Below are 16,324 nucleotides of genomic sequence, written 5' to 3'. Positions count from 1 at the left end.
AGGCGGACCCCGGCGATAAACAAACTTCAACCGGCCGCCCTTCTGGAGCGGCCGTTTGAATTTGTGCGTAACGACTTATCCAACTTATCCCCCTCGGCCTTGCCTTGTTGCAGGATATAGGAATAAATTCCTGTATCCTGATGAGGTACTACGATGGTCGACTCGGCAAAACCTGGCGCTTCACTCTACCCTAACCGAGTGATCGCGGACGTGATTTCACTGGTGGCACAAGAGAAAAACGTGCCACGCAGGCTACTTACACATAGGTCGCGGTGCCGGACCCAAGCGGTGCAGGCGCGCCATCTAGCGATGTACCTGTCCTATGTGGTGCTCGGGCGAATCCTCGCCGAGATCGGCGAAGAGTTCGGCCGTGATAGGACAACAGTCTCATACGCCTGCGCACACATCGAAGACATGCGCGACGATCCGGCTTTCGACGCGGAAGTTTGCCGGCTCGAAGGCTGGCTCGAAACGGCGGGCCAGGAGACGCAGAATGTCGCGGCCTGAGGATGGCCCGCTGCTGCGGCTGGCCGGCAGCAGGGGCGGGGAGGACGCGTTTCTGGGTCTGCATCACCTCGCTGCGGCCGACCGGCTGGAGCGGATGATCGCCCGGGCACGGCTAAGCCCGCGACTGACGATGTCGTATGATGCCGCGCGGCTGGGCGGGAGCGGCAAGGGGCGCGGAAACAGCGTGGAGGAGATGAGCGACACTGCGGCGGAAGCGCGCCAGAAGCTCAATCTGCTGGCCAAGACACTGCCCGCCGATTGCTGGAACGTGTTGTTTGATGTGTGCGGGATGGGCAAGGGTCTTCAGACAGTTGAGACCGAGCATCAATGGCCACGGCGCAGCGCCAAGCTGGTGTTGCGGGTGGCGCTTGATTTGCTGGCGCACCAGTTCGGGCTGTCGCCGCATGTTGCGGGGGCCGCGGGTGGAGGCGCGCGGGGGTGGATCGAGGAACGTTTGCCGCTGATTGGTGAGGCGGAAGCGGTGTGAGGGTGCGGGTGACCTAAAGCATACCGCAAAGTACGATTCACTCAGTAGACCTCATCCTGACCCTTCGACAAGCTCAGGATGTCGAAGGACGAGGTCGTGGCACTCAAACCTCCACTCGCTCAACCTCGTGGTTCGACAGGCTCACCATGAGGTCTTGGGCCCTTCACCTGTCCGCCAGACGCACCTGCTTTAGCTCAAAATCTGCCTTCGAAGCGGTTGTGCCTGCGGGACGTGGCCCTCGGGTCGAGCCCGAGGGAACACCGGTGGGCGGGGATAAATCTGATGCATGCGGCCAAAGGGAACAGTGCCGCTTGGCCTGGAGTCGCGCGGGTGGAGGCTGGTGTGCCGCGACCTCGTTCTTCGACAGGGTCAGGATGAGGTCTACTGGGAATATCGTAGTTGGTGCGAGCTGGCCTAGCTCAAAGCCTGACCTTCGGCGCGGATGCGGTTGACCATGGCGACGAGGCCGTTGGAGCGCTGCATGCCCAAATGTTCGCTGAGGCCGATCTTCTTGAACCAGGCGATGGCGTCGGTTGCCGCGATCTCGGCGGCTGGACGGCCCGAGTAGAGGGCGATGAGTATCGCCACCAGCCCCTTGGTGATGATGGCGTCGGACTGGCCCCTGAAGCTCATGGCGGCAGAACCGCTGGAGCGGTCGACGCTCGAGACCAGCCAGACATTGGATACGCAGCCCTTGACCTTGTTTTCAGGGGTCTTGTCGGCATCGGGCATGTCCGGCAGCGCCTGGCCAAGCTCGATCACATAATTCAGCCGGTCTTCCCAATTCTCAAGAAAGGAAAGGTTCTCGGCAATGTCCTGGAAGGCTGCTGGCTCGGTCATGACTGCTATCTAGGGCGGGCCGCAGCTTGCTGCAAGGCAAAGACGAACAGTCTCGCCGCTGCGCGGCCGGAACAAAAGGCCCCAGGCACGAGGCTGCATGCCTGGGGCAAGGCCAGCGGGCGATGGAGTTCGCCACCTGGGGAGGTGGCGCGCCAGCTGGTTTTCGGTAAACGCCGGACGGCGTTGTTATCCTGCGCGATTGGGGCGGGGCCGGGGATAGGGGGCCGTGCTGCTGACCGGCGCATCAGCAGTCGCGCCGGCGGAGGCAGGCGTGGGCTGCAATACGGCGGCGGCGACGGCCTTGCCGCCAATGCATTCGAAGCTGTTGCATTCAATGGCGTTGACCTGCTCGGCCACGACCTGTTTGCCCGCCGCCACGGCCTGGGCCGCAATGGCGCCGCCATCGGGCATGTCGACGCCGGGCTTGATCACGAGATAGGCGAGCGTGAGCCAGAATACGGAGCGAACAACGACGAACATGATGCTTACCTGGGCAATTTCGGCAGGGCTGTTTGGCCTGCTGCCTGAAACTACCCAGCCCGGCTTAATCGGCATTGGGGCATTTCGATAAAATTTGAATCAAATGCTGCGGCGGGACTTAGCCGGAGCAACACCTTGTTTACGCTAACCCTAGAAAGCCGTCGTGCGGTGCAATCAAAAGCCGTTTGGGCGTGGGGATTTAAGCTGGCCTTAGCGGTTGGGCGGCAGGTTGTAGTCAACAAGACTCGAACACCATTCGGGCGGGTATTGGCCTTCGAAGCCGATACCTGCGGTGCCCCAGGCACCATCACTGCTGGCGTCGTTATAGTGAGTAATGCGTATGCGTAGCCTGTTCTCTTTCGGCGCGAGCAAAGAGATGTCCTTTGGCGGAGCCGGCACCGGGCATCGCCCGGAAATGCTGCGCCGCAAGACGCTCGCCAATAATGCACGCCTCGCACTCCTCCTGACCGCGCTGAGCATGCCGCTGGCGGTGTTCTGGCTGGTGGGCGGATATCCGCTGCCGATCCTTATCGCTGCGCTCGGTCTTGGCGGAGGCATGGTGACCCTCGCCCTGCATCAGCGCGGCATGTTCGAAGAAGCCGCTTCAGGGCAGGTTTATGCCATGCTTGCGGCGGGACTGTTGCTGACGCTCGCCGATGCGCGGGTGGCGGACGCGGGCCTTGCCGTCGCGCTTATGGCCACTATCCTGGCATCGCTGCTGGGGCGGGCCAGCCTGCGCCGCCAGAGCTGGATATTGCTGGCTTTCATTGGCACGGTGGGTGCTATCGGCTCCCTGCTTCCTATTGCGAGGATGGATCCGGGCCTTCTCACCGGCACTGGCGCACTGGCGTTCCTCATCAGCGTCGCCGTGGTGCTGCACACGGCCAACCGAATCAGCGCGGCCTACGAGGTTTACGACAAGGCGCAGATCAACGCTTATCGGCACCTGATCGAACATGTGCAGGACGCCGTTTTGCGTTTTTCGAGTGAGGGTGAAGTGCTGATGGCCTCGCAGTCCTCCGAGACGCTGTTCGGCTGCCGCCGGTATCAGCTGACTGGTAGCGGCCTGATGGAGCGCCTGCATGTCGCCGATCGGCCGAAGTTTTTGACCGCATTTGCCGACGCCAATAAATCCGGCATGGCGCGCGTTTTCGAGGTGCGGATGCGGCAGGACGATGCGCGGGCCACCAGAAACGTGCCGCGCTTCATCTGGGTCGAAGTCAGCCTGTCTCCCGTGATCGAGGACGAAAGCGGCGGCGAGCATGAAGTCGTGGCGCTGCTGCGCGACATCACCGACCGCAAGGACGGCGAAGCGGCAATGGCCGAAGCGCGCCGCGCGGCGGAGGAAGCCTCCGAAGCGAAATCGCGGTTCCTCGCGACCATTGGGCATGAGCTGCGCACGCCGCTCAACGCTGTCGTCGGCTTCTCGGAAATGATGGCCACCGGTATCGGAGGCGAGCTTTCGCCGACGCACCGCGAATATGCGGGACTGATCCACCAGAGCGGCAAGCATTTGCTCGAAGTGGTGCGGATGCTGCTGGACATGTCGCGGCTGGAAGCCGGCAAGTTCGAGCTGCAGGCCGAGGCCTTTGCCGCCCAGGACATCATCGAGCCATGCTTTGCCATGGTGGATGCGATGGCGCAGGCCCGCGACGTGCGGCTTGTCGCCGATATCGGCAAGAACCTGCCCATGCTGGTGGCGGACGAGCGGGCGTGCCGGCAGATCCTGCTGAACCTGTTGTCGAACGCCATCAAGTTCAGCAATCCGGGCGGCGCGGTGACCGTGACGCTGAAGCGCCAGGGCACGAGCCTCAATCTGTCGGTGAGCGACCAGGGCATCGGCATGGCGCCCGAATCACTGGACCGGATCGGGGAGGCATTCTTCCAGGAACACGCCGGATTGACCCGCACCTATGAAGGGACCGGGCTCGGCCTCTCCATCGTCAAGGGGCTGGTGGAACTGCATAAAGGCGCTTTGCGGGCGATGTCGGAAATTGGAGCGGGGACAACCGTGACTGTTTTGTTGCCCATAAACGGTCCGGCAATAAAGTCCGACGACACTGCAACCGTAACGCCAATCCGCAAAGAACCCGCCGCCGCACCAACATCCTCATGGCAAGACGAAAAAAGAAAAGCGCAATGACGGCCTCAACTCTTTCGAACCTGTCCCTGGTGGCAGGCAGCGCTGTCGTGTCCACGCTGGGGCGTGCCGGCGCCTGGGCTTTCGCGCGCTACATGCGCGCGCCGCTCGCCTCGACCGGCCTGATGGCCATGGTGACCATGACGGCGCTTGCCGGCAGCAACGCGCTGTATTTCCAGACCCACCGCCACCCGGCGCCGTTCTTCAGCCTGCCGCAGGACGTGCCAACGCCAGTTGCCGCGCCGGTGGAGGCGCCAGTGCCGCTTGCGGCGCCGGAGCGCATGGACGTGCTCGCGCCGATCGAGAACCAGACGACCGGCAGCGTGGTTGCACCGGCCCCCCAGGTGGTACAGGCGGTGCCCGACCGGCCCGTTGGCAATCGCGAAGCCTTCAACGTGCAGAAAAAGCTGTTCGAGCTCGGGCTGTTCGAGGGCGATGTCGACGGGTTTTACGGCCCCATGACCGCGCGCGCCATCCGGGCCTTCGAGGAGCGCAACGGCATGACCCCGAGTGGGGCGTTGACGCCGGCCATCGTCGAGGCGATCCTGCGTTCCGATGCGGCCGGCCGCGTGCCCATGGCGCAGGCGCCGGTGATTACGGCGCCGGTGGTCCAGCCGCAGCCGGTGGTGCAGCAGGCCGTTGTTCAGGCGCCGCCGCAGCAGGACCGTGTCGTGGCGCAGCTTCCTCAACTGACCCCGGTGGATCGGGCGGTCGACACCGTTGGCACCGCAGCAGCTGAAACCATTGATTCGATCGTTGCCGCCGTGGGTGGCACCCGCGCACCGTCGCAGGCCCAGGACGCCGCGCCATTGCCGCCCGTGCCGATGCTGGCGAGCAGCGCTCAGCCCATGCCGCCTCCAGTGCAGGTCGCGTCGCTTGAGCCGATGGGCGCTCCGGCTCCCGTAGCGGTACAAGAGCCAGTGGCGGACCAGAGCATGGCGGCTACATCAAGCGTGGCGCCGGCCAATAATCTGCAGCTGGTCAGCCAAATCCAGCGTGGCCTCGCGAGCCTGGGCTTCTATCATGGCTCGATCGACGGGCACCCCGGCGATGCCACGGCGAAGGCAATCCGCGAATTCGAGAATTTCCACAGCTACAAGGTGACCGGGCAGATCAACCCGGACCTGGTCGGCCTGCTGCGCGACGCCGGCGCCTCGGTTTAGGTGAGCCTGCTCCGCAGCGATCTGTGGTGTGCAGCTTTTGTGCGGCGCCACAACGATCTGGGCAATATGTGCGTGGTGGCGCGGCGGGGCGATCCGATAGCGGGACAAGTGTTTATCGAGGTGGACCACCTCGATGGCACGGTGTCGCTGTTCACGCCGGCGCCGATGGCGGGGCGGCCCGATAGCGCGAGCCTGGTGTTTCAGCGACGGTTTTCGCGGGTGGAGCCGGGGAAGGTGCGTGAACGGATTGCGCGGGAAGTGGAGTTCGATCCGGATCTTTGGGTGCTGAGCGTGGATTTTCGGGGGGATGATCCGGGGATCGAGGTGGTGGGCTGAGCCAGCTGAATTGGTTCAGTCGACACCCTCCCCGCTAGGGGCACTGTGCACTTAGGCCGTATGGATCAGATTTATTCGCGCCCACCGTGCTTCCCTCGCGCTTGACCCGAGGGCCACGTTCCGCAGGCATAACTGCTCCGGCAAGGGCTCTCGGAATGGCCCTCGGGTCAAGCCCGAGGGCAACACGGCGTTCTAGACTGCCTTGTGCCAAAGGGAGGGATCGAGCGTAGGGAGGTTTGGCCGCGATATCATGGCTCCCAACACCCCCTCCCGGCCTCCGCCGTCGAGGGGGAGGAGAAGCAAAGGGTTAGCTTGCGCGTTTGATGCCGATGCGGGCGAGGGCTTCGATGGCTTGGTCGACGATCGGGTTGGATGCGGGGGATAGCTGTGGGGTGCGGCGGCTGGTTTCGGTGAAGGGCTTGTATTCTGGCTTGGCGAGTTCGAGCAGGTTGACCTCGCCGCGCCAGGCACTCATCAGGAAGGCCATCGAGTCAGCGGATACGTTGCCAAACAGCGTGGCGAAATCGGCGAGCGCGCGGGAGCGGTCGGTGTCGTGGCTGGTGGCGTGGATCAGTACCTTGAGCCCATCATAGGCCGAGCAGCCAAAGGCGCGCAGGATCACGAATAGGGAGGCGCCGGTCACGTCATGGGCGATCTGGCCGCAGCGTACTTCATCAAGGCCCGTGATCTGACTGAGGAGGCGCGTGACTTCCGGGCGGCGGTTTTCGGAAAAGAGTTTCATCAGTGCCTTGGTGAGTTCGGCATTGGCGACGGTGAGTTGCTCGATGGTCTTCTTGATGGGAGCGTCTGGGGTTTCGCGTTGAGCGAAGGCCTGGATAACCTTGACGCGGTCTTCGTCGGAGAGGTCGAAGAAGGCGGGAGCAAGGAGCGCCGCATCGAAGTCGCTGCGCTTGGCTAGCGCTTCGGCTACCATGTGGTCCATCTGCGCGGAGCGGGCGAGGGCGCTGAGATAGGCGCCGCGCGGCACGATATGGGTGTTGGAGGCCAGGGCTCGGTAGACCTTGCGCGAATTCATCTGGAAGAGCTTGGCCAGCACCACATTGGTCAGATCGGCACGGGCAGCGATGATGGAGGCTGCAGGGATATCGTAGCGGCCGATGATCTCAAACATGGTAGCTTCGGACAGCTCGGCAGCGGCCTCGAGGAAGGTGTTGAGGTCCTCCCCGATATTGTCGACCACCAATCGCTCCAGCGCCGGGGAGAGCATTGCGGCGCGGCCCAGGATGGCGGCGCCCTTGGCGCGGGCCTGGGGGCCGGCGATGGGGAAGAGGCGGCCGGCGAGAGTTTCGAACTGTTCCATTTCGGGAGCGGTCGGCCTGCCGCGCCGCGTATACGCATCGCAGGCGGCGATCAGCAACGTGTTGGTGCGATCAACGCCGCCCGTCTCGATCAGCAGTTGAAACGTCTCATAGGGCTGGAAACCAAGCATGGCTGGGGACCGTCAGTTCGCAAATCGCATCACATTTGATGCCTGCCCACTCTTGCCGGCAATTCGTTAGCAGACTGTTAACCTTGACAAGTTCTTAATGCAGGCAAGAGCACGAGGGGCGTCGTGCCGAAAAATTGTATCGACTTCGCAACACCAGACGCTGGCCTCCGATGGGACCGGAGAGCGCAGCAAGGAGGCCAGCTTGGGAAAGCTCGTCAAATTCGACAGCCGGCGAAAACCGGCACCTGCACGACCGCAAGCCGGCGGCAGCGCCCAGATCCTGATGTTTACCGGGGTGCGTTATGAGCGCGGCGTGCAGCCGACTACCAGCATCGACCCATCGCGTCCGAAGCGGAAGCGTGGCTGAACCTATTCGCCCATTGCTGCGGCTGATTTCGATCACCGCCCTGGCAGCGTTGGCTGTCGGCTGCGTCGCACGACCGGTCGGCGATTTCGGCCGCGCCGAACCAAGCTTTACCCATGATGTCGCGATGCCGGCGGTTGGCAATTACCTCGCAGGTAAGCGCGATGAAGCGGTTTCCACCTTCAACCGGACCGACCAGGAAGAGGAGATGCACAATCGCATCTGGCGCTTTCTTGTGGCGCGCCATGCCAAGGACTGGATGTTCGATGCTTCGGTGGAACTGCAGCGCACAAGGATCGTGGCGGCGCGCGACACCGAATTCACCATCGAGCGCTATTATAACTGGCTCAAGAGCACGCAGTACCAATCCTCGCGCACGCGATATTCGACGGTAGGGGCGCATGTGCAGTCCGACATCGACACGCTGCCCACGACGTTTGCCGCGATCTGCGCGGTGATCGAGATCGATCGGCAGCGGGCGGTGGCGCTGGCCGGCTTGCGGCAGGGCATTCCGCCGGACATGGGCGGGGAGGTTGCCGCGCGCAGGTCGGAGAATAGTGCCTCGATTTCGTGGTTCGTGCGGGCGCTGAACTATCGGTTCGATAGCTATGATTTCGCGCTGGACAATCTGCTGGTGGAAACGCCGCACGAGCAATCCCTCGCGGTCGACGATAGCCTCAGGCGGCTTTCGGAATTCGTCGTGCGCGCCAATCGCGGTGACTTCTGCTTGCATGGAGGCGCCCGGGCGGGGTCGGGGCGTGTCATCATACCGTCACGCTACCAGCATAGCGGCGACACGGAGATTGTGCTGCAGAAATAGCCTGGGGTGATGCGACTTGGATGAGGATTCCGCCCGAAAGGGATCGCCGGGTGAGGTGCTTCTGGCGTTCCTCAAGCTGGGGCTGACCTCGTTCGGTGGCCCGATCGCGCATCTGGGGTATTTCCGTGACGAACTGGTGGTGCGCCGGAAATGGCTCGACGAGAGCGCCTATGGCGATCTGGTGGCGCTGTGCCAGTTCCTGCCCGGACCGGCTTCGAGCCAGGTCGGGTTTGCGCTGGGGCTGAGGCGGGCTGGGCCGCTTGGCGCATTGGCGGCGTGGGCGGCTTTTACCTTGCCGTCGGCCATTTTGCTGATCGTGTTTGCGGCGGGCGCCGCGGCGCTGCAGGGGCCGGTTGCGCAAGGGGTGCTGCATGGGCTCAAGCTCGTCGCGGTCGCCGTGGTGGCGCAGGCGGTCTGGGGCATGGCGCGGAGCCTGACGCCGGACCGGCAGCGGGCGGGCATTGCATTGTGTGCGCTGGTGCTGGTGACCCTAGTGATGGGCGCCGTGGGGCAGATTGGCGCGATTGTGCTCGGCGCGGCGGCAGGGTTGGTGTTGTGCCGAACGGGTGAGCGCAGCGGCGATGCGACGCTCGGTTTTGCCGTGAGTGCCAAGGCCGGGCTGGTGGCATTTGCGCTGTTTGTTGGCCTGCTGGTCGCGCTGCCGCTACTAGCGGGTGCCATTGGCGATCATGGGATTGCGCTGTTCGACGCCTTTTATCGCGCGGGATCGCTGGTGTTCGGGGGCGGTCATGTGGTGCTGCCGCTGCTGGAAAGCGAAGTCGTGGCGACGGGCTGGTTGAGCTCCGATGCGTTCGTGGCGGGTTATGGAGCGACGCAGGCGGTGCCGGGGCCGCTGTTTACGTTCGCGGCCTATTTGGGGGCGGTCGGTGCGCCGCCCAATGGCATTGTAGGTGGGCTGGTGGCGCTGGTGGCCATTTTCCTGCCGGGTCTGCTGGTGCTGATCGCCGCGCTGCCGTTTTGGGATCGGCTGCGGCGCCGGCCGCAGGCGCAGGCAGCCATGCGTGGCGCCAATGCGGCGGTCGTGGGGATATTGGCGGCGGCGCTTTATGATCCGGTTTGGACGAGTGCGGTGCTGGGGGCGAGTGATTTCGCGCTGGCGGCGGGTGGGTTTTTGTTGCTGGTGATGTGGAAGGCGCCGCCGTGGAGCGTGGTGGTGCTGCTGGCGGGGATTGGTGGGGTGATGGGGGCTGTGGGGTAGCCACGCCCTTGTGGTTCGACAGGCTCACCATGAGGGCTGTTGAGGGATGAGTGAAAGCACCACTTCCCGAAGCTCTAGAGCACTAGTAGACCTCATCCTGAGCTTGTCGAAGGACGAGGGCGTGGCGTGATTGAACCGCTAGGGGTGGCGGCCGCACTCGGTTCGGGACAGGGCCTCGGCGAAGCGGGCGCGCATGGCTTCGTGGGGTGGGGAGAGGCGGACCAGGACGGCGAGTTTGTCGGAGGCGGCTTCGACCACGAGCACGCCTTCCTCGACGTCGAGTTGCTGCTGCGCCAAGAGGCGCGTCTGGGCAGCGTTGAAGACGCCGATTTCGAGCACCTGGCCGATGCCGTCGCGATTGGTGGTGGAATAGGTGACGACACCGGCCTCGTTAAAGAGCGCCACCGACCAAAACGCGTCGGGCAAAAGACCGCTCACATAGGCGGGCCCCTTGGCGAGGTCGATCTCGCAGATCCCATAGATCAGTTTTGGATCAAGGCCGAGCGGGTTGGGCTCGCCGGCCTCGACGGGCGGCAGGATCAGCGTCCTGTTGTCGGCCCCGAGTGCCTCGATGCGGGTCCACAGGTCCTCTTCGGCAAGGCCGGGCAGCGTGAGGATGACGATGATGTGGATGATGCCGCCCAGCACTACGCCACCGAGCAGCCAGAGCAGGAGCCTGATCATGCGCATTCCCCCCGGATGATGGAGGGCATGGATTCGTCGCTCGAGAAGCCGGAGAAGACGGCTGTATCATAGAGCGTCAGTTCAAGCGTGAAGGGGCCGGTGCCGGACAGTTCCAGCCAGTTGTGAGGCTGTAGCCGCGTGCCCACATTGATGATGATGGAGCCATCATTGGCCCGGGCCAAATCGGACGAGCGCAGCGCCAGTGGCTGGCCGTCGCCAGCCAGATTGCGGCCCTGCGGATCGACGGCCACAAGGGTCCAGAAGGTAGCAAGCGGCGTCTTGCCTTCGATGCGGTAGCTGCAATCAAGTGTCAGCGGCTCGCCGCGATTGTCGGTCACGGCCGAGAATTGCAGGCCCTCGGATTGCCCCAGTTGCAACGCGGCCTCGCGCGCCAGATGGCCTCTGGTATAGGGGTTGGGCGCACTGGAGCCGATGTCGGGCCACGCCGTCCAGGGGCCAACGCGGGCCACGCCGACCAGGCGCCCATCGGTCAGTGCGTAATAGCTCAGCCCGAACCCGACGGTGAGCGCCACGGCAATCATCAGCAGCAGATAGAGAACAAATCGCACGGGTCAGCGGCTCGATGATGCTGTGTTCGGCATGGACGGGCTGACCTGAATGGAGAGCGGCTCGCTATCGCTATAGCAAGGGGGGCGGGTGGGCGGAAGGGCGGATTGGCAGGATCTCGTCAGCGAGGTCGACGATGTAGCAAGAGCTAAAGCCCCTTGGTCGCGGCGGGGACGGTGGCGCGGGCTTCGGTGGTGGTGCCGCCGGCTTCCAGGGTCTGGTTGAGGAGTTCGGCGAGGTCGACCAGCTTGCGGGCGGCTTCGGGGGTGAGGCTGGGCGGGCGTTGAGCGATCTCTTCGGCAAGGGCATCGGGGTCGGCATTGGCGATGATTGCGGGCTCGGGCACGAAGTCGACGCCGAACACCGGCAGGATATCGGTATTGGTGTGGGCGTAGGCCATGAATTTCTGCCAGGCCATGGCAGGGAGGGTGCCCCCGGTCAGATCGTTGGTCGGGTGGTAATCGTCATTGCCGAACCAGACGGCAGCCACGTAGTTGCCGGTGAAGCCGCAGAACCAGGCGTCGCGATAGGAGGAGGTGGTTCCCGATTTGCCCACCGCCGGGACACCCGGTACGTCGCCACGACGGCCGGTGCCGCCGGTGATGACGCCGCGCAGCATCGAATTCATGTTGGCGACGGTGGTTTCGCTCAGGATCCGCTCGCGCGGGGCGTCGGGATCGACCTCGAAGATCGTTTCACCGGTGAGCGTGGTCATGCGGGTGATGCCATAGGCGGGGGTCTTGAGACCGCGATTGGCCAGTACGGCATAGGAGGAAGTCATGTCCAGCACCGAAACCGAGGCGACGCCGAGCGCCAGCGAACGGGTGACGGGGTAGTCGGCGGTCAGGCCCATGCGGTGGCTGAGTTCGGCGATGGTGTCGCGGCCCGTCTTGATGGAAAGGGTCACCGGCACGGTATTGAGCGATTGCGCAAACGCGCTGGCAAGGGAAACCGAGCCCTTGTAGCTGCGGCCATAGTTCTGCGGGCACCAATCGCCGATGCAGACCGGGCGATCGGTGATAGGATCGGACGGGGTGAGGCCCAGTTGTTCGAAGGCTTCGGCGTAGACAAAAATCTTGTAGGCGGAGCCAGGCTGGCGCGTGGAGACGATGGCGCGGTTGAACTGGGATTTGGCGTAGTCGATGCCCCCAACCATGGCGCGAATGGCGCCCTGGGTGTCGGTGACGACCATGGCCGCCTGCTCGACGTCGTATTTCTCGCTGTTTTCGCGCACGGTGGAAACGACGGCTTCCTCGGCATATTTCTGCAAGGTGGTGTCGATGGTGGTGCGGACCACGAAATTGTTGGACGCGTGCTGGCTGGACTCGATGATCGTCTTGGCCTCGCCGAAGGCCCAATCCATGAAGTAATTGGGCGAGTTCTGGTCCTCGGCCCGGGAAATGGCGGAGGCCGGGTTGCGGCGGGCAGCGGTGACCTGGCCCTCGGTGAGGAAGCCTGCCGCGACAAGGTTCGAGAGCACCAGATTGGCGCGGCCGCGAGCGGCGGCCAGATCGATATGAGGGGCGTAGTTGCTGGGGGCCTTGAACAGCCCGGCCATCATGGCAGCTTCGGCAAGGGAAATATCCTGCACGCGCTTGCCGAAATAATAATCGGCCGCGGCGACGACGCCGAAATTACCGCCGCCCATATAGGCACGGTCAAAATAGAGCTTGAGGATTTCGTCCTTGGAATAGTGCCACTCCAGCCAGACCGCCAGGAACGCCTCGATGATCTTGCGCTCGATGGTGCGTTCCGAGGAGAGGAACAGGTTCTTGGCCAATTGCTGGGTGATGGACGAGCCGCCCTGCACGCCACGGTCGCCCGAAGCATTGGTGACGAGGGCGCGGAGCGTGCCGACGACGTCGATGCCGAAATGCTCGTAGAAGCGGCGGTCCTCGGTGGCGAGTGCTGCCTTGATCAGGTAGTCCGGCATGTCGCTGAGCGGCACGGAATCGTCGGAGCGGATGCCGCGGCGGCCGATCTCGGTGCCGAAACGATCAAGGAAAACAATGGAGTAGTTCTCGGCCTTGTTGAATTCGCCGGAGGCGGTGGCGTCGAAGGCGGGCAGGGCCAGGGCGACCATCAGGACGCAACCGATGGCGAGGAAGGAAAAGCCGTCGCTCAGGACCTCGACGAAAAAGCGTTTGATACCAGCGACATGGAAGATGGACATGATGTCCTGCCACTTGGTCCAGCCGCGGCTGAAGGATTGGCCGAACTCATAGAGGGAGGAATCCAGCCACGCATCTGCTGCGAGCATGCCTGAGGTTTTCTTCCGCTTCTCTTTGGTATAGAAAGGATCCTGCACCCAAATTCCCCGGATCTGCCTCACGCAGTTTTGCGCTGCTTGCCAGCTTCAAGGCAAGCCAATCGCTGGAATATGATTGCAACAGGCGCCCGGCAAGGGCAAACCCGCAACAAGCTTACCCAAACCACGAGCAGCAATGGCCTTCTGGGAAGAAAAGACGCTCGACCAAATGACCGACGCGGAGTGGGAAGCGCTCTGCGATGGCTGCGGGCGCTGTTGCCTGATCAAGCTCGAGGATGAGGACAGCGGCATCCTGATCACCTCGGATGTGCGCTGCAAGCTGCTCGATGGCGATAGCTGCGCCTGCACCGATTATCCGGGGCGGCAGGCCAAGGTGCCCGATTGCATCAAGCTGACGCCGCAGAACGTAAGCGAGATCAAGTGGATTCCGACCACCTGCGCCTATCGCCGGCTGGCTGAGGGCAAGGGACTGGCGTGGTGGCACCCGCTGGTATCGGGCGATCCGCAGACGGTGGTGGATGTCGGTGTTTCGGTGAAGGGGCGGACGTTCCTCGAAACCGACGTGCAGCCCGATGAGTGGGAAGAGCACGCGGTGGACTGGCCGGAGTGGGAGCCGCCCGAGCAACTATAGGGCCAAGTATCGGTTCGTTTTACTTTGCGTTAACCATGTTGTGTCCAGATCGGCAGGCGCCGGTGTGCCCAGGAAAGTCCGCAACATGACAGATCTCGCAAACGGTAACGACAGCGATCACTTCTGGGCCCGCGTGCGGATGGCATTGGGCGTGATGCGGCCGGTGAGCCGGGAGCGCCAGCCGGCTTACGGACAGGCAGCGATTGCGCGCCAGATCGGGATCAAGCCGCGCCTGGGTGCGCGGATCGAGGAGGAACTGGGCGAAAGCTGGGCCCGGGCCGCGGCGCGGAAGGTGTCGATGAGCCTGCTGGTGATCGAGATCGACCGCATGGGCGACTATTTCACGTCATACGGCAAGGACGCGACCGATGATTGCGTGCGCTCGGTGATGCAGGCAATTGCCGATGCCTTGCCGCGCGATGGCGATGTCTGCCTGCGCATGGGGCGGGCGACGTTCGTGGTGGCGCTGCCGGACCTGCCGGTGCTGCTGGCCAAGACCAGCGCGGGACATATTGCCGAGGCAATCCGCGGGCTGGCGCTGGCGCACAAGGAAAGCCATGCCGGGATCGTGACGGTCAGCATGGGGCTGGCGGTGACCAATCCACATGGGCAGTACGATCGCAAATTCTTCGAAACGGCAGCCGCGGCACTCAAGAAGGCGCAGCGCAAGGGGCTGGGCCGGCTCCATTCCATCGACCTGCGCCCGGCGCAGGAACAAAGCCGCAAGAAGCGCGCGGCCTGAGGTTGCAAGGCGGGGCGTGAGCCCTTATTAGAGCCGTCCCGCGCGGTGCCTCGTCCGGCTTTCCAGTAGACCTCATCCTGTGCTTGTCAGGACGAGGTTGTGGCATGTGGCGCCCTCCACTCGCTCAACCTCGTGGTTCGACAGGCTCACCATGAGGTCTTTGGAAAATCGCAAATGTCCAACGCCCTCGCTTGCGGCCTTGATTTCGGCACGTCCAATTCAACATTTGCGCGGGTCGATGCGCAGGGACAGCCGCGGCTGCTGCCGCTGGAGGAGGGGCGGCCGACGATCCCCAGCGTGCTGTTTTTCGGCTTCGAGGATGACAGCATCCATTTTGGCCGCAAGGCGGTGGCCGAATATGTAACGGGCGCCGATGGGCGGTTGATGCGCTCGCTCAAGAGCGTGCTGGGAACCGGGCTGATCGGGGACACGACGCGGGTCAAGGCGCGCAGCTATGGCTTCATCGAAATCCTGGGCATTTTCATTGGCGAGCTCAAGCGGCGGGCGGAAGCGCAACTGGGTGAGCCGGTGGACAATGTGGTCTGCGGGCGGCCGGTGCACTTCGTCGACGACGATCCGGTGGCGGACCGGGCAGCGCAGGACCAGCTGGAAAGCGCGGTGCGGGCGCAGGGGTTCAGCCAGATCGATTTCCAGTTCGAGCCGATTGCGGCAGCGCTTGATTACGAGCGGCAGGTCAATGGCGAGCGGCTGGCGCTGATCGTCGATCTGGGTGGTGGTACATCGGATTTTTCGGTGGTGCGGGTTTCCCCGGAGCGGTCGCGGCTGGCGGACAGGAGTGCGGACATTCTGGCGACGGCGGGCGTGCATATCGGGGGCACCGATTTCGACCGGTTGTTGTCCATGACCAAGGTGATGCCGGAGCTGGGGCTGGGCACCAAGACGCGAGACGGCAAGCGGCATCTGCCGGTGGCGCCGTATTATGATCTGTCCACCTGGCACCGCATCAACCGGCTTTATAACGCGCAGACGCTGCGGGATCTGCGTGGCACGCGCAACGAGGCACAGGCGGCTGGGCGGGTGGAAATGATGATCGAGTTGATCGAGGACCGGCTGGGGCATCAACTGGTGGGCGCGGTGGAAGCGGCCAAGATTGCGCTGTCGGATGCAGGCAGTACGGCGTTCCGGTTTCCGGTGCGTGACGAGGTGATCGCGACCGAAATGACGGTGGAGGACCTGGAGCGGGCGCTGCATGGCTCGGTGGTGCGGATCGAGGACACGATCGGCGAGACGCTGAAGCGGGCAGGGGTCGGGCGTGGGGATGTGGATAGTTTGATTTTGACGGGTGGCTCGACGCAGGTGCCGGCGATTGCGCGGCGGCTGGAGGGCTTGTTCCCGGAGGCGGATCTGGTGCGCACGGATGTGCTGGGGAGCGTGGGGCTGGGGCTGGCGATGGATGCGCGGCGGAAGTTTGGGTGAGGGGTGATGGGGGTGAACCTCCACTTGTTGTGACAACCACAACGTCATTCCCGCGAAAGCCGGAAGGTGGACTCACGTTTGAAGTGCAACACGGTTAGAGAAACTGGAGAAGACCTCATTTGGGGTTTGGAAGTCGAGACATTTTCGCGGGGTGTTGTTGTAGAGGGCGACAATGGTTTGCAGGTGCT

General features: G+C 63.6%; 17 protein-coding genes. 11 read left to right on the top strand and 6 right to left on the bottom strand.

Annotated elements, in window-relative coordinates:
- The first annotated feature begins 153 nt into the window (after nucleotides 1–153).
- The gene (locus tag C8264_RS16665; RefSeq protein WP_108462119.1) at nucleotides 154–507 is read left to right on the top strand and encodes a helix-turn-helix domain-containing protein; all 354 of its coding nucleotides are present in this window, start codon (nucleotides 154–156) and stop codon (nucleotides 505–507) included.
- Nucleotides 494–994: a DUF6456 domain-containing protein gene (locus C8264_RS16660; protein ID WP_108462118.1), complete on the top strand. Its 501-nt coding sequence runs from the start codon at nucleotides 494–496 to the stop codon at nucleotides 992–994. Before C8264_RS16665 ends, C8264_RS16660 begins: the two co-directional genes overlap by 14 nt.
- A 414-nt stretch (nucleotides 995–1,408) precedes the next feature.
- Here the strand turns inward: C8264_RS16660 and C8264_RS16655 are convergent, their stop codons facing one another.
- Both C8264_RS16655 and C8264_RS16650 read right to left on the bottom strand, forming a co-directional pair.
- On the bottom strand, nucleotides 1,409–1,834 hold the full coding sequence (locus tag C8264_RS16655) for a SufE family protein (RefSeq protein ID WP_108462117.1): 426 nt from the start codon (nucleotides 1,832–1,834) through the stop codon (nucleotides 1,409–1,411).
- 186 nt (nucleotides 1,835–2,020) lie between these two features.
- Nucleotides 2,021–2,389, bottom strand: a complete 369-nt coding sequence (locus C8264_RS16650; protein WP_108462116.1) for a hypothetical protein — start codon at nucleotides 2,387–2,389, stop codon at nucleotides 2,021–2,023.
- A 301-nt stretch (nucleotides 2,390–2,690) separates the two neighbouring features.
- Between C8264_RS16650 and C8264_RS16645 the strand changes: the two genes are divergently transcribed.
- From C8264_RS16645 to C8264_RS16635, 3 genes are read left to right on the top strand one after another with little or no spacing between them, the layout of a single operon-like run.
- Nucleotides 2,691–4,457 carry a PAS domain-containing sensor histidine kinase gene (locus C8264_RS16645; RefSeq protein WP_162783709.1) on the top strand — a complete coding sequence of 589 codons (1,767 nt, stop codon included), beginning with the start codon at nucleotides 2,691–2,693 and terminating at the stop codon, nucleotides 4,455–4,457.
- The gene (locus tag C8264_RS16640) at nucleotides 4,454–5,617 is read left to right on the top strand and encodes a peptidoglycan-binding domain-containing protein (RefSeq protein ID WP_162783708.1); all 1,164 of its coding nucleotides are present in this window, start codon (nucleotides 4,454–4,456) and stop codon (nucleotides 5,615–5,617) included. Before C8264_RS16645 ends, C8264_RS16640 begins: the two co-directional genes overlap by 4 nt.
- Nucleotides 5,618–5,953 carry a DUF1491 family protein gene (locus tag C8264_RS16635; RefSeq protein ID WP_108462113.1) on the top strand — a complete coding sequence of 112 codons (336 nt, stop codon included), beginning with the start codon at nucleotides 5,618–5,620 and terminating at the stop codon, nucleotides 5,951–5,953.
- A gap of 307 nt (nucleotides 5,954–6,260) precedes the next feature.
- Here the strand turns inward: C8264_RS16635 and C8264_RS16630 are convergent, their stop codons facing one another.
- Nucleotides 6,261–7,403: a DUF2336 domain-containing protein gene (locus C8264_RS16630; protein ID WP_108462112.1), complete on the bottom strand. Its 1,143-nt coding sequence runs from the start codon at nucleotides 7,401–7,403 to the stop codon at nucleotides 6,261–6,263.
- A gap of 202 nt (nucleotides 7,404–7,605) precedes the next feature.
- Here C8264_RS16630 and C8264_RS22235 point away from each other — a divergent pair, with 202 nt between their 5' ends.
- The 3 genes from C8264_RS22235 to chrA are packed head-to-tail and all read left to right on the top strand — an operon-like array spanning nucleotide 7,606 to nucleotide 9,806.
- On the top strand, nucleotides 7,606–7,770 hold the full coding sequence (locus C8264_RS22235) for a hypothetical protein (RefSeq protein ID WP_162783707.1): 165 nt from the start codon (nucleotides 7,606–7,608) through the stop codon (nucleotides 7,768–7,770).
- On the top strand, nucleotides 7,763–8,587 hold the full coding sequence (locus tag C8264_RS16625) for a hypothetical protein (protein WP_162783706.1): 825 nt from the start codon (nucleotides 7,763–7,765) through the stop codon (nucleotides 8,585–8,587). Before C8264_RS22235 ends, C8264_RS16625 begins: the two co-directional genes overlap by 8 nt.
- A gap of 16 nt (nucleotides 8,588–8,603) precedes the next feature.
- Nucleotides 8,604–9,806: a chromate efflux transporter gene (chrA, locus tag C8264_RS16620; RefSeq protein WP_108462110.1), complete on the top strand. Its 1,203-nt coding sequence runs from the start codon at nucleotides 8,604–8,606 to the stop codon at nucleotides 9,804–9,806.
- 138 nt (nucleotides 9,807–9,944) lie between these two features.
- Here the strand turns inward: chrA and C8264_RS16615 are convergent, their stop codons facing one another.
- The 3 genes from C8264_RS16615 to C8264_RS16605 form a co-directional block, all read right to left on the bottom strand.
- The gene (locus C8264_RS16615) at nucleotides 9,945–10,490 is read right to left on the bottom strand and encodes a DUF1254 domain-containing protein (protein WP_108462109.1); all 546 of its coding nucleotides are present in this window, start codon (nucleotides 10,488–10,490) and stop codon (nucleotides 9,945–9,947) included.
- Nucleotides 10,487–11,059, bottom strand: a complete 573-nt coding sequence (locus C8264_RS16610; protein WP_108462108.1) for a DUF1214 domain-containing protein — start codon at nucleotides 11,057–11,059, stop codon at nucleotides 10,487–10,489. The genes C8264_RS16615 and C8264_RS16610 overlap by 4 nt, the downstream gene beginning before the upstream one ends.
- A 146-nt stretch (nucleotides 11,060–11,205) precedes the next feature.
- Nucleotides 11,206–13,317 (bottom strand): transglycosylase domain-containing protein, encoded by a 2,112-nt coding sequence (locus tag C8264_RS16605; RefSeq protein ID WP_245893308.1) that lies wholly within the window; start codon nucleotides 13,315–13,317, stop codon nucleotides 11,206–11,208.
- Nucleotides 13,318–13,501: 184 nt separating this feature from the next.
- On the opposite strand from C8264_RS16605, the gene C8264_RS16600 reads away from it, so the two are divergent.
- From C8264_RS16600 to C8264_RS16590, 3 genes are all read left to right on the top strand, one after another.
- A complete protein-coding gene (locus tag C8264_RS16600; protein ID WP_108462106.1) occupies nucleotides 13,502–13,957 on the top strand; it encodes a YcgN family cysteine cluster protein in 456 nt (151 codons plus the stop codon).
- A gap of 85 nt (nucleotides 13,958–14,042) precedes the next feature.
- Nucleotides 14,043–14,699, top strand: coding sequence for a diguanylate cyclase domain-containing protein (locus C8264_RS16595; protein WP_162783705.1), 657 nt, complete (start codon nucleotides 14,043–14,045; stop codon nucleotides 14,697–14,699).
- Nucleotides 14,700–14,873: 174 nt separating this feature from the next.
- The gene (locus C8264_RS16590) at nucleotides 14,874–16,136 is read left to right on the top strand and encodes an Hsp70 family protein (RefSeq protein ID WP_108462104.1); all 1,263 of its coding nucleotides are present in this window, start codon (nucleotides 14,874–14,876) and stop codon (nucleotides 16,134–16,136) included.
- Nucleotides 16,137–16,324 lie beyond the last annotated feature (188 nt).

It is taken from the genome of Devosia naphthalenivorans (genome assembly GCF_003056355.1).
In the GTDB taxonomy this organism is placed as follows: domain Bacteria; phylum Pseudomonadota; class Alphaproteobacteria; order Rhizobiales; family Devosiaceae; genus Devosia; species Devosia naphthalenivorans.
This window is presented reverse-complemented; position numbering and strand designations above follow the sequence as displayed.

What these genes read in the sequence shown, in the direction of transcription:
- C8264_RS16640 (WP_162783708.1), top strand. Translation starts at nt 4,454, where the DNA reads ATGACGGCCTCAACTCTTTCGAACCTGTCCCTGGTGGCAGGCAGCGCT.
- C8264_RS16665 (WP_108462119.1), top strand. Translation starts at nt 154, where the DNA reads ATGGTCGACTCGGCAAAACCTGGCGCTTCACTCTACCCTAACCGAGTG.
- C8264_RS16600 (WP_108462106.1), top strand. Translation starts at nt 13,502, where the DNA reads ATGGCCTTCTGGGAAGAAAAGACGCTCGACCAAATGACCGACGCGGAG.
- C8264_RS16645 (WP_162783709.1), top strand. Translation starts at nt 2,691, where the DNA reads ATGTCCTTTGGCGGAGCCGGCACCGGGCATCGCCCGGAAATGCTGCGC.
- C8264_RS16605 (WP_245893308.1), bottom strand. Translation starts at nt 13,317, where the DNA reads ATGCTCGCAGCAGATGCGTGGCTGGATTCCTCCCTCTATGAGTTCGGC.
- C8264_RS16615 (WP_108462109.1), bottom strand. Translation starts at nt 10,490, where the DNA reads ATGATCAGGCTCCTGCTCTGGCTGCTCGGTGGCGTAGTGCTGGGCGGC.
- C8264_RS16660 (WP_108462118.1), top strand. Translation starts at nt 494, where the DNA reads ATGTCGCGGCCTGAGGATGGCCCGCTGCTGCGGCTGGCCGGCAGCAGG.
- C8264_RS16655 (WP_108462117.1), bottom strand. Translation starts at nt 1,834, where the DNA reads ATGACCGAGCCAGCAGCCTTCCAGGACATTGCCGAGAACCTTTCCTTT.
- C8264_RS16590 (WP_108462104.1), top strand. Translation starts at nt 14,874, where the DNA reads ATGTCCAACGCCCTCGCTTGCGGCCTTGATTTCGGCACGTCCAATTCA.
- C8264_RS16595 (WP_162783705.1), top strand. Translation starts at nt 14,043, where the DNA reads ATGACAGATCTCGCAAACGGTAACGACAGCGATCACTTCTGGGCCCGC.
- C8264_RS16650 (WP_108462116.1), bottom strand. Translation starts at nt 2,389, where the DNA reads ATGCCGATTAAGCCGGGCTGGGTAGTTTCAGGCAGCAGGCCAAACAGC.
- C8264_RS16630 (WP_108462112.1), bottom strand. Translation starts at nt 7,403, where the DNA reads ATGCTTGGTTTCCAGCCCTATGAGACGTTTCAACTGCTGATCGAGACG.